This window comes from Maribacter polysiphoniae, from assembly GCF_003148665.1.
Lineage (GTDB): Bacteria > Bacteroidota > Bacteroidia > Flavobacteriales > Flavobacteriaceae > Maribacter_A > Maribacter_A polysiphoniae.
Genome location: NZ_QGGQ01000009.1, coordinates 164,260 through 177,173, shown reverse-complemented (window position 1 = coordinate 177,173; position 12,914 = coordinate 164,260). Strand labels below are relative to the sequence as shown.

The following is a 12,914-nucleotide window of genomic DNA, read 5'->3' as shown; positions in this document are numbered from 1 at the left end:
ATTTAGACTTATTAGTTTTGTGAAATATCATCAACGTAGATGGTATAATCGCTTGATCCATCACCAACTGTTCCATTATCCATGATCAATACCAAATTGTAATATTCTAGACTGGAATCAACACCTGTAATGGTATACGTTAGTTCTTCCCAAGTATTGGCAACTGTGGTAGCGACGGTAATTTCATCTGTAGCCGAAGTGTCTGGCCAAGCAGCAGCATCCTCGAATTTCATCAATAAATTCAATCCTTCCCGTGGTGACCATACCTTGATCTTGATCGTGGTGCCTTCTTCAATATCGAAAGGCTCCTCTGCGGTTATTTTAGATCCTGCCCAAGTTTGACCAGCACCTTTGACCAACTGTGCTACCGTAGCGGAAGAATTGCCAGAGGTATCTGGGTTTTCAACTGTAGCCATAGATCCACCATCAAAAGAACTCATGGAATAATCTTCTTCAAAATCCAAGAATGAGGCGATTGAAATGTCATCAACATAGATTGTATAATCACTTGAACCATCACCTACGGTTCCATTATCCATGATCAATACCAAATTATAATAATCAAGACTGGAATCAACTCCTGTAACGGTAAACGATAGTTCTTCCCAAGCATTGGCAACGGTAGTGGTTGCCGTTATTTCACTTGTGGCGGAAGTATCGGGCCAAACAGCATCATCCTCGAATTTCATCAATACATTCAATCCTTCCCTAGGAGACCATACTTTCATAGTAACTACAGTGTTCTCAGATACATCGTATGGATCTTCTACGGTTATTTTAGATCCTGCCCAAGTTTGACCGTCACCTTTGACCAATTCCAAAACCGTAGCGGATGGGTTTCCAGAAGTATCTGGATTTTCGACTGTCGAAATAATGCCTCCGTCGAAAGAGCTCAGTAAATAGTCGGATTCAAAATTTATAGGAAGTGACCCATCTATCTGAGCAGTCGATGCCCTATAAAAATATAGGTTGTCGATAAAGACTGTTCCTCCAGCCCAAGGGGTGCCTACAAATTTAAGTTGATGAATATCGGCCACGGTTAAACCTTGGTCTGTAAAAGCGGACATAGGAATATCGATACTTGTCCATTGATCAGTGGTCAATTCTGAAACCACTGGTTTTTCACCATTGGTTAAGCTGATCAACGAGGTTTCCAAGGTTTCAGCATCTGCTGTCCAAACATCCATATGTAAGTATTCCATGGAGGTAAGGTCCTCTGCTGCTGAAAATTGAATGCCCTGATAGCTCAGGTTAATGTATTGTAACATGGTATCTCCATTCAGGTCGAACTCCGCATAACCACTTCCTTGACCTGATTGTCCCCAATCGGGATTGTAATTCACATCAAGGATGTTGGTGTATTTTGAGGAATAAATGGATATCACATCATCCTCACTTCTTGTTGGTGGCGTAGCGGCCGATGCTATGGGTTGTACTATGGCCACGGCTTCAAATTCCTGTGTATAATCGGTAGTTTCAATAGCACCGCCTTTTGCAACCACCCTTATGGTGTAGGTTCCAGGTTCGGCATATACATAAGAAACCGTTTCACCTATATTGCCGGAAACAGGATCGTCATTACCTTCTTCCCCAAAATAGACATCAAAGGAAATGGCATAATCGGCATTTGCAGTAACGTTCACTTGTTTAGATATCGCTTCATCATTGGCAATGGTGACCTCTAAATTTTCAGGGGCCTTGAACGATACTTCTAAAGGCAAGGTGGTTTCTGAAGATTTGCCTGTGATACCATAAGCAATAATCTTTACAGTATAAGAACCTTCGGCATATGTATGGGCTGTACTTTCCCCTTGTGAAACCGTCTCGGCCTCTGGGGTGTCATCGCCATAATAAATGGTATAGGAAACCGCGCCTTCACCATTCGGGGTTATCGTTACGAGTCCCGTATTGTCTTGGGTAACACCGAATAATGCAGAAACATTGGTGGGGGCAGCCGCCGATCCAACAAAATCGAGGTTGTCAAAGTTATCCTCCTCGCAACCCCAAAAGGTGGTCAAAAGGACAATAGCACTTAAAATATATTTTAATGTTTTCATTTTAAAGTCTTTTTGTTATTAGTAACCATCGTTTTGGGTGAGGTTGGAAATTTCAATTTCATTCTGTGGAATGGGGAAAAGTCCGTTGGTGGCTGAATTATATCCACTTCCTAAGACCGAAGCAGCTTGTCCCGTTCTTACTAGATCAAAAAATCGATCCCCTTCCATAGCCAACTCCAAACGTCTTTCGTTCCAAATCGCATCAACTGTGGCAGTAACCCTATGGTCTGTATCGCCAAAGGCCCTATCGCGTACTTGGTCTAAATAACCTTGTGCTTTAGGCACATTAGGTGTGGCCGATCTCAAATTGGCTTCTGCAGCCATTAATAAAACTTCGGAATAGCGAATTATGCGGTGGTTGTTTTCGTAATTCAACTCTACCTGTCCGCTTGTTTGTCCTTTTCGAGGTAAATACTTTTTGTTGTACAAATCAGTATTTTTATAGGGTGCCACCTGATAGGTTACGTTTAAACCAGGATTGTCATTGGCATATGCTTCCACATCGAAAACCGTAGCATTTTTTCTTTGGTCCCCATTTTCATAAGCAGCAGCAAGGTCTTGGGTTGGCAGATTCGTGCTCCAGCCCGAGTTGTAGGGCATCTCTGCTGTTCCGTTCAAACCTCTTACACCACATTGTTGTACGGCATAATTACCTTGACCTCTTGTTTGGCCACTCCAGTTGTAATAAGGTTGTCCGTTGGAATATTGTACTTCGTATACCGATTCCGGTCCGTTTTCACCTTCCAATAAAAAGATGTCATCAAAATTGGACACTAAGCTAAAGGGGCCGTTTACCACATTCTCTAGCATTGCGGCTGCCTCTGAGAATTTTTCTTGATATAAATATACTTTACCCAACAAAGCTTGGGCCGCATATTTCGTAATCCTTCCTTGTTGCGATTGTGTTGTTGGTAAAACACTGATAGCGTCAAGTAGGTCTATTTCGATTTGTGCGTAAACATCCTCCTTGGGGGACCTTTGTAAAGTACCAAAATCCGATAGGCCCAGCTTATGGTCGGTAAAGAGCACCACGTCTCCGAACATTTTCACCAAGTTGAAATAGTAATAGGCCCTTAAGAAATAAACTTCGCCATACAGTGCTTCCTTTCCATCGAATTCAACGGTTTCGCCTAGTAGGTTAACATCTTTATAGCTGATAAGGTAATTGGTTCTGTTAACGCCCTCGTAAGCTGATTTCCATAAATCCTCAAGGGTGCTGTTATTGGTTAATATGGCATGGTCATCTATTTGCTGTAAGGCAACAACATCGGATGCATTTTCACCACCGGCCACGGCATTGTCCGATGCGATATCACCAATAACCACCAATTGGTTGAGCCATTGTGTGGGTGTATAGCAACTGACGGCCATGGTTTCATAATCTGATTGTGTCTGTAGATAGTCCACCTCAGTTACTTCGTATTCATCATGCGGGTCAAATTCAACCACGTCTGAACAACCAACCAAGGTTGTAAGTATGATGATTAGGCTTATACTGTTTTTTATATTTTTCATACTGATATTATTTCGATGTTAAAATTTAAGATCCAAACCGAGTAAGATTGTTCTAGCTTGTGGGTAAGCACCTCTGTCAACCCCAGTGTCTAATATTCCACCGGATATTTCGGGATCATAACCTGTATAATCAGTCAAGGTCAAGAGGTTCTTGGCTTGTGCATAGATCCGTATCTTGCTAAAAAAGTTATTTGATGATTCCGGTAGGGTATATCCCAAAATCAAACTCTTTATTTTGATGAAACTTCCATCCTCAACATATCTATCGGAAGGCCTGATGTTACTGTTGGTGTCGGCAAATGTATACCTTGGGGTAGTTGCATCGTTGGTAGTGCCTTCACCGGTCCATCGATCCAATATATTCCTGAATTTGTTCGAATATTGTGCATTACGTTCGTAAGCCCTATATATATCATTTCCGACAGAGGCATAGGTGAACATACTTAAATCGAAGTTTTTATAGTTGAAACCTACATTCCAACCTAAAGTGAATTCAGGGAATGGATCACCGATTTTTGTTTTGTCATCATCATCAATGATTCCATCGTTATTGTAGTCGACAAAACGAATATCCCCGGGTTGCGCACCGTCTTGTGTGGCATGGGCATCGATTTCGGCTTGATTTTGGAATAACCCATCGGTTTTATACCCATAAAAATATCCAGGGGTATAGCCTTTTTCAAAACGTGTTATATTGTGACTTTGTCCATTGAAATAGGAACCTCCAGATACAAAAGCCGTTCCGTCGCTATTGGTCTCGGTAACTTCGTTCTTGGAAGTTGTAAAAGTCAGGGAGGTATTGAATTTAAAATCTTGAGCCCCGTTGTTGCTATATCCCACGGTAAAGTCGATACCCTTACTTTCGGTACTACCTATATTGGAGGTTACCGGTTCTGATGTACCGGCATATAATGGGGGCGCATCTGTGAACAATAATCCGTCTACGGATTTATTGAAGTAATCCGCGGTTATGGAAATATCCTTGAACAAGGTAGCATCGAAACCAATGTTGTATTGGGTCTGTTCTTCCCAACTTAAGGTGGGGTTTTCAAAAGAGTTTACCGTGGCACCGGAAACGAATTCCGTTCCGAAGGTATATCCATTGCTATTCGCTGTGGAATTATAACTTGGACCTCCAATAGTGATTTTAACATATTGAGGGTCTACGTTTTCGTTACCTACGGTACCGTAACTTCCCCTGATTTTCAAGAAATCAATGGCTTCGGAATTGAAGAAGTTCTCATTGGTTACGACCCAACCCAAAGAACCCGCGTAGAAATTCGCGAATTTGTTGTCGTCACCAAAAGCAATGGAACCATCGCGACGGGCAGAGAATGATGCTAAATATTTGCCTTGATAATCGTAGTTGATCCTACTGAAGTAAGATACATTCCTGCGTTCAAGGTCTTGATAACTATAACCCGTGTAAGCATCGGTATTCAACTCGGTATTTACTCCGGTAGCAGCACTTATGTCTGCCCATTCCCAAGCGTTGTCCCTAACATCCTGTCTTGTGGTACCAAAGCCATATCCTGTTGATTTACTTCTGGAAATACCCAATACAGCATCAAAATTGTGCTTTTCATTTAAGGTGAAGTTATAGCTCGCATAGGTCTCAAAGGTGTAACTGAAGTTGGATACGGTACTTTCCGTAACACTGTTGTGAAAGGAAGGAATGGTTGAGGTTGTACCATCACCATTGTCCACTTCCTGCGTTTTTACCGTACCGTCTGCGTAGTAATCACTAGATACGTTGTTCGGCCCATAATAGGCCAAAGGGGTGAAACTTTTACTAACCTGGTCCCATTTGGTATAACCAAAACGGGATGTTATCTTAAGGTTATCCAGGATGTCATATTGCAACTCGAATTTACCGTATAATTTATCCCCATTACTTTCATTATGGGTGTCTTCCAATCTTTGTACTGGATTGAATATTTCCGATAGCAATAGATTGCTATACCCATAAGTGGCATAGTCGTTGGGATCGGTATTGTAAACAGATACTGTAGGGTCGAAGTTCAATGCGTTACCAATAATGGAGTTGAAAGAGTTCTCAGCTACAGTTTGACTTTTGATATTGGCATAACTGGAATTAAGAATGAATTTCAATTTTGGCGTCAATTGAACATCCACGTTTGCCGTGAAATTCAATCTATTGAAATTGGATTTATCATTTCCACCTACAATACCACCTTGGCTTAGGTAACCAGTGGACAAGAAATAGCCTATACTTTCCGAACCACCTCTGGCAGAAAGGGAATAGGAGGTTACGGAGGCATCTTCAAAGACTTCGTCTTGCCAATCAGTACCTTGTCCTAAATCGGAGATATCAGAAAAAATAAGGTCCCCTCCGGCGGTTACACTACCTTCATTGATCATACCGGCATATTCCGATGCATTTAAGACACCTATCTTTTTGATTACGGATTGAAAACCGGTATAGGTGTTGAAACTGAATTCCGCTTTCTCATTCTTTCTACCGTTTTTAGTAGTTACCACAATTACACCATTACCCCCCTTAACACCGTAAATCGCTGTTGATGCGGCATCCTTTAGAATGTTCAGTGATTGGATGTCGGCAGAGTTGATGGAATTTAAATCGTCCAAACTCTGGGGTACACCATCGATAATAACAACGGGGTCTGTTCCTGTAAATGAAGGAATACCTCGAACCAATACGGTAGGTTTGCTTCCTGGGGAACCACTTTGGATAACCGATACCCCAGAGGCGCTACCTTGAAGGGCTTCCTCAACACGTAACGGTTTCAGTCTTTCAATCGATTCTGACTTTACGGTGGAAATGGCACCGGATACTTTGGTCACCTTTTGTGTACCATAACCGATAACAACGACTTCTTCCAAAGCTTCAGTGTCTTCATTCATTATAACATTGAAGTTTTGGTTACTTTGGGTCACTACAATTTCCTGTGATTGGAATCCTAAATAGGAAAAAACCAAGGTCGAATTGATGGGAACGTCATTTAAGGTGAAAATACCATCAAAATCCGTTGCTGTTCCCTTTGTCGTGTTTTTCACGATAACATTTACGCCCGGAATAGGCATATTGCCCGAATCTGAAACGGTACCGGATACATTGGTCGTTTGACCGAATGTAAACGATGTTATCAAGAACAATGTGAGAAATAAAATTTTTGACTTCATCTGTTAATTTTAGTTAGTTTTTAATTTTTCAGATGGAATTCGCATAAACAAGGTTTCCTTTTGCCATGGGATCGTCGTTATGCGCATTTCATTTTTGATTACTTTTCGTTAAGGTAAATTTAACAGGGAAGGTTAAGGATTCCTTAAAAAACACCACAACAAAAAACATACATCTCAAAAAAAAGGACATAAAATAGATTATTCGCAGTTGTTTGCCTTGTAGGTTATATGGGTTTGCAAGGAATTGGAAGTTGTTGAAATAGCGCTGATTGCGCTACGAAATCGTTTTTGTATAGGTAATGTTGAGGTGATGAAGTACCCTCCTGTGTGGTTTATAGATTTAGGATGTAGTCCGTTAGACCGGATTCGTGCTGAAGTTGCATCTTTTTCCGAAGTCTGTAGCGCTTGACTTCTACACTTCGAACCGAAATATTGAGTAATGGGGCTATTTCCTTTGAAGACAGATTTAGCCTTAAATAAGCACAAAGCTTCAAGTCGTTGGGGGTAAGGTCTGGATGTAATTTTTTTATCCTTTTTAAAAAATCCTTGTCCGCATTATTGAAGGCTTCTTCGAAAAAGGTCCAATCATCAACATTATTGATATTCTGGTTTATGGTTCTAATGACCGATTTTATTTTTGGGTTGTCCGCATTTTCCTTTAACTGATCTCGTATGGCACTTAAGAACTCATTCTTTTTGATGATACTCATGGTTGAAATGGCCAGTTCCCGGTTTTTATTGGCAATATCCTGACGTAGTTGTTCATTCTTTATTTCAACGATCTTTCTTTGGGCCTTTAATTTTTTACGCTTTAATTTTTTGGTGTTCTCCTTTAATAACCTTTTATGTTGTCTCCTGTAGTACGACTTGTATAGTTTATGTATGATAAAGGAAATTAGGGCTATTATAAGAATGTAGGATGCGATGGCGATATTGGAATAGTACCAAGGCCTATTGATGATAAATTTGAAACTTGCCGTATTCCGTGATTCCTGATCGCCGATTTTAGCCTTGACCTTAAAGGTGTATTCTCCAAAACTTAAATTTTCAAAGGAAATGTTCGGAGTGGAAAACCAATCGCTCCATCCCGTATCCAATCCATCAAGTTTGTACTGATAAATTACTTCGGCATATTTATCGTAATTGGGAACACTGAACGAGAAGCCAATGTTGTTTTCCTTCGAATGAAGCTCGGCTTCCCTATCCAATGCAATCCCCACTTTGGGTGCATTCCGAAATTCATTATAGGCCTCGGTAATTTGGATGGTATGGGTCCGGGATTTTATTTTGTCCAAATTGAGTGTCGTGTATCCGTCAGAACCCCCTATAAGATAGGTGTTGTCCTTTAAATGGGTTATATATTCAAAACCGGAATTACCCATACTCCTTCTGAAATTCCTTGGAATTGAAATTTTTATGGTTTCCGGGGTGTCACTGAATTTACCAGGGGTGGTATATATGATATTATTATCGCTGAATCCCCAAAGTTTATTTGTGTCATAATCGGGTATCAATATACCTTGAAGGTTGTCATCCTTGCCATAAAATATGTTCGTAAGGACCGAATCGACGACGAAATTATGTTGATCCTTAGTGTATATTAAGATATGTTGGTTCGAATTTTGGGAATAAAGTAGCTTATCGTCATAGGCAACCAAACTCGACCCAAAACCATTGGCAGGTTCATTGTTTGCATTAATGACGGTATTGAAGGTAGGGTCAACGGTTATTTTATATATTCCCTTATATTCATTGTTTACGATTATTTCAAGGTCATCGGTAAACTCGAAAAAACGACTGGAAAAATCAAACCCTTTTATTTTGTTTCGAAAAGACCATTGGCCATTGATCTTTTCGAGCATACTCAACCCTTCATAGTTACCTTGTAATAATAAAGTTTTGTTTCCCTTGATTTTTTTAATGTCCCAAGTTCCTGGGAAATCCGAAATTAATTCCGCAGTCTTATTTTTCACCAAAAAGGTGCCTCTATTATGCCCACAGAACAAAGTATTTTCCTGTTCAACAAGACACCATACCTGGCCTTGGGTACCATCGATTAAAGTAAAGGAATCCTGGCCGTTAGGCTCTTTATAAAAAAGTCCCTGATTGGTCCCTATGTAAAAAAGTCCATTAAAAATCTTAGCGGCATATACGTTTCCCACTTCCCCTTTTAAATCATTGAACTCCTTGAATTGGGAGTTGTAGTTTATAACACTCAGTCCATTATCCAAACCGAGCCAAAGGTTGTGGTCTGTATCTTCGAATAAAGACAATATGGTATTATTGTGGAGCCCTTTTTCCTTATTGATTTTGTTTATTACCGACCCGTCGCGGCCGATGTGATATACGCCGTTGGATATGGTACCCAACGCAAAACTACCATCGCTCAACTGAATACTGCTGAATAGGTTTACTGAAGCCAATTCCTTGTCAGCCTGAATATGCCATTTTTTAGGTCCGTCTTCCTCCAAAAAATAGAATCCTTCTTTTTCGAAAATAAACAGGAGCTTCTTATCTACCTTGCAAATAGCGAGGACAATGCGATCCGCAAAGATGGAATCCTTGGAGACCAACACAGGGCTTCCATTTTCAATCTTAAAAATACCTTCATTGGGTTTTTGAAAGTACACTTCATTGTCTACATTGAAAATCTGGGCCCTCGTAGTTTCAGAATCTATTATACGAAAGGATCCATCCAAGGTGTTGTAGCTGTAGATACGGTCGAGTGATTGAAACAAGACCCAATCACCAACTTTAAGGATATTCCAGAATTGTTCATCATCGATCAAAGGTTCGTTAAGTTTGGGAATCAAGGAATGATAAACGAGACTACCCAACCCATTTTTTTGCCAATAACCAAATTCCATATAACAACCCGTGTATACCAAATCTCCTATGACCTTTACGGAACGTATTACGGAGCTATTGGGGGAATTGTATAGTTTGAAACGGGCACCATCAAACTCCAATAGGCCTGAATTATTCGCGATATAGATTTTTTTATCGGAGCTTTGGGATATCATCCAATTCTGATTGTCGGCTTGGTATTGCTCGGGAGGGTAGGTGGTGATAGGAGGCAATTCCTGGGCGATTGCATGAATGCCATTGAAGAGGAAAATAATCAAAAGTACTTTCAGGTTCATAGGGTTGTGAATAGCTTCCTAGGTTAGGGGTAAAAAGAGACCCGTAAAGATACCTAAAAGTAATTTATTTATTAAGCAGGGGAAAGGATTGGTGCTGTTATTGATAAGTGGACAATGTTGTGGGAATTTTCATTATTATCTAATATAGGTCCCGTTCAATTGGTATTATTGATTTTATAAAAGTAAGGCCTACATGATTTTTATCATACTTTACGGGACTATTACTGATTATTTTTAGTAATGTAATTTAAACCCAAGATTATGAAAAAAGGAACTCCCATCGCGACAATAATGACCAAGAATGTCATTACTTTAAAAGCCTCGGATAATCTGGAAAGGGCGGAACATTTATTTAGAAAGCATCATATTAGACATATACCTGTAGTCTCGGGATCTAAAATCATCGGTATGTTAAGTTACACCGATTTACTGAGAATCAGTTTTGCGGATGCTGTTTACGAAGATGAGGAAGAAGTTGATTCAATGGTTTATAATATGTTCAGCCTAGAACAGGTGATGGCCAAAAATTTAGTGAGCGTGTCCTCGGACACCATTGTAAAGGATGTTGCCGAAATACTATCTAAGAAGGAGTTTCATGCCCTTCCCGTTGTGGATGATGGAGAGCTTGTAGGGATGGTTACCACAACCGACTTAATCAACTTTTTGTTGCAACAATATGAGGATTAATGCCTAGTACCGTTTAGGGGAAACTTAGTATTGGATCTTGGATAAAAACAAAACATGGCATTAGGCCATGTTTTGTTTTTTGGAATATCCAGTGATTTTAGCTTGTTTTGTTAAAACCTTTGTCCGTTTTAATCGAAAGGACTTAGGTGGGGCAAATTTTCCTATTCTTCTTCTTGGGAGTCCCCGGTTTCCTCATCGAGTCCTTCCTTTTCCAAATTGCGTTGCATGATGTTCAATTTTTTCAATTTGGCCATCCAGGTTTCCAACGCCTCTTTTTGTTTTTCCACTTTTTTAATGACATCCTTTACCAAAGGATTGTCTTCGGAGGCATTTGAAAAGAATTGAAGGTTGTTTTCCAGTTGGCGGATTTCATTCTTGCTTTCATCAATCTTTTTACGAATGAACGAACGTTCATTTGCAATGGCCCTGTCGTTTTCTGCATTGGCCAATTGTTGGATTTTATTGCCGTATTTCAATAGCTCGGATTCTTGTCTGTCAACATCCAGTTTTTTGAAGATGGCATCTAGGATTTTATTGAATTTCTGATTGATGTTCTTTTTGTTAAAAGGTACCCGACCATATGTTTTCCATTCCTCAATGAAGGATTTTATCGTAGCCAGATCGGTTTCCCTTTGGCCCGTCAATTCGAAGGACTTCAATCGTTCTAGGCAAGCATCCTTTTTTTCGTAATTTTCAATCTCATCCTTATGGGACTCATTTTTTGAAGCGTGTAAACGATCAAAATAATGGTTGCAGGCATCTTTGAACTCCTTCCAGATCTTATCGGAATATTTACGGGGAACATGACCTATTTTTTTCCATTCATTCTGAATGCGCTTCATTTCGGAAGTGGCCATATCCCATTCCTCACTATCCTTCAGTGAAATGGCAAGGTTCAATAATTCGCGTTTTTTATCTAGATTTTCTTGTTGGTCCTTTTTTAGGTTTTTATAGTAGGCGTTTTTATTTCTGTTGAAACCACGTACCGCTTCCTTAAATTCGGCCCAGGTCTGTTCATTGACTTTTTGGGGCACTTTTCCTGCTTTGAAAAAGGCATCGCGCAACTCCTCAACCTTTTTTATTTGTTGTTGTAGGGCCTTATGGTTGCTGGCAATATTCTCAGAGATGTCCTTAATGGCATTGATGATCTCTTTCTTTTTTTCGAGATTCTGTTCATGTATTTTATCTAGGTCTTTGTAGTAGTCCTGTCTTCTTTGGTGTAATACCTTGGTGGCATTGCTAAAACGTTCCCAGATTTCTTCACGGTGCTCTTTGTCAACGGGGCCAATATCCTCTTTCCAGATTTTATGCAGGGTCTGTAATTCACGAAAAGCCTTATTAAGGTCCTCTTCTTTTTCCAAGGCCTCAGCACGTTCCACCAGCTTTATTTTCTCATCGAGGTTGTGCTTGAAATCAAGATCACGTAATTCCCTGTTTATGTGTAGAAAATCATAAAAAATTTCGATATGGTGATGGTAAGTACGCCAAACGTCATTGTAATTATTACGGGGAACAGGTCCGGCATTTCGCCATTTTTCCTGTACCTCCTTAAATTGTTTGTAGGTGGTATTGATGTCTTCCTCGACATTGACCAAACTTTTCAGTTCTTCGATAATCGCCAATCTGTTGGCCATATTATCCTTTAAATTATTCTCAAGGTTTTTGTAATATTGATTGCGTTTTTCGCGATATTCAGAATAGACTTCGTTGAATTGTCTTTTGGAGACCGAGTTATACCTAAAGTCCAACTCGTTACCCCCATTGTTTATGAAATCCTCCTTTTTCTGTTCTATGAATTCCTGGAATTTAAGGTCAAATTCATATTTGATCCCATCAACATGTTTTTTGATGGCCTGGACTTTTTCGTTTTTTACCAATCGCTGTAGTTCGCCCACCAAATTCTCCATAGACATGGCATGGTAGTCCAACATAGGGATATTATGCCTATGTTGATTATCCTGGTCCTCCGCATCCTCTGCATTGGACTCATCAATCTCATTTAAGACATCATCATCCTTACCCGCTGTTTCTTCCTTTACTGGTTTCGGGTCTGTCTTACCCTCCGTTTCTTCCTTAACAGGCTCAGGGTCTGTAGGCTCTTCTGTGGGTTCGGTTTTTTCTGATTCATGGGAATCGACTGACTTTGGGTTTTCAATCGTACTTTCAGGGCTTTTCTCCGGAGTCTTTCCAGTCGTCTCGGTAGTTTCTGAATTATTTTCACCACCTACAGTTTCCTGTAGTTCTTGATCTTTTTCTTCTTGCATTGTAATTCGTGTTAGTTCTGCTTAAGAATGCTAATGTAATATACTAACAACCGAATGAATACCAAAGCTTATGTAGGTTCTTT

At 40.0% G+C, this 12,914-nt stretch carries 6 protein-coding genes; 1 reads left to right on the top strand and 5 read right to left on the bottom strand.

What is annotated here, in order from left to right:
• Positions 1-11: 11 nt before the first annotated feature.
• The 4 genes from LX92_RS16840 to LX92_RS16825 form a co-directional block, all read right to left on the bottom strand.
• Positions 12-2,057, bottom strand: coding sequence for a hypothetical protein (locus tag LX92_RS16840; protein ID WP_190263567.1), 2,046 nt, complete (start codon positions 2,055-2,057; stop codon positions 12-14).
• Positions 2,058-2,075: 18 nt separating this feature from the next.
• A complete protein-coding gene (locus LX92_RS16835) occupies positions 2,076-3,572 on the bottom strand; it encodes a RagB/SusD family nutrient uptake outer membrane protein (protein ID WP_109653152.1) in 1,497 nt (498 codons plus the stop codon).
• Between the two features lie 18 nt (positions 3,573-3,590).
• The gene (locus LX92_RS16830; protein ID WP_109653150.1) at positions 3,591-6,737 is read right to left on the bottom strand and encodes a SusC/RagA family TonB-linked outer membrane protein; all 3,147 of its coding nucleotides are present in this window, start codon (positions 6,735-6,737) and stop codon (positions 3,591-3,593) included.
• Between the two features lie 332 nt (positions 6,738-7,069).
• Complete coding sequence (locus LX92_RS16825; RefSeq protein WP_223308443.1) at positions 7,070-9,880, bottom strand: helix-turn-helix and ligand-binding sensor domain-containing protein; 2,811 nt, start codon at positions 9,878-9,880, stop codon at positions 7,070-7,072.
• A 261-nt stretch (positions 9,881-10,141) separates the two neighbouring features.
• Here LX92_RS16825 and LX92_RS16820 point away from each other — a divergent pair, with 261 nt between their 5' ends.
• The gene (locus tag LX92_RS16820; protein ID WP_109653148.1) at positions 10,142-10,567 is read left to right on the top strand and encodes a CBS domain-containing protein; all 426 of its coding nucleotides are present in this window, start codon (positions 10,142-10,144) and stop codon (positions 10,565-10,567) included.
• 161 nt (positions 10,568-10,728) lie between these two features.
• Here LX92_RS16820 and LX92_RS16815 read toward each other — a convergent pair whose 3' ends face one another.
• Positions 10,729-12,831 (bottom strand): DUF349 domain-containing protein, encoded by a 2,103-nt coding sequence (locus LX92_RS16815; protein ID WP_109653146.1) that lies wholly within the window; start codon positions 12,829-12,831, stop codon positions 10,729-10,731.
• Positions 12,832-12,914: the final 83 nt, after the last annotated feature.

Bases quoted from the DNA above. Each gene is read 5' to 3' on its own strand.
- LX92_RS16840 (WP_190263567.1), bottom strand. From the start codon at position 2,057: ATGAAAACATTAAAATATATTTTAAGTGCTATTGTCCTTTTGACCACC.
- LX92_RS16835 (WP_109653152.1), bottom strand. From the start codon at position 3,572: ATGAAAAATATAAAAAACAGTATAAGCCTAATCATCATACTTACAACC.
- LX92_RS16830 (WP_109653150.1), bottom strand. From the start codon at position 6,737: ATGAAGTCAAAAATTTTATTTCTCACATTGTTCTTGATAACATCGTTT.
- LX92_RS16825 (WP_223308443.1), bottom strand. From the start codon at position 9,880: ATGAACCTGAAAGTACTTTTGATTATTTTCCTCTTCAATGGCATTCAT.
- LX92_RS16820 (WP_109653148.1), top strand. From the start codon at position 10,142: ATGAAAAAAGGAACTCCCATCGCGACAATAATGACCAAGAATGTCATT.
- LX92_RS16815 (WP_109653146.1), bottom strand. From the start codon at position 12,831: ATGCAAGAAGAAAAAGATCAAGAACTACAGGAAACTGTAGGTGGTGAA.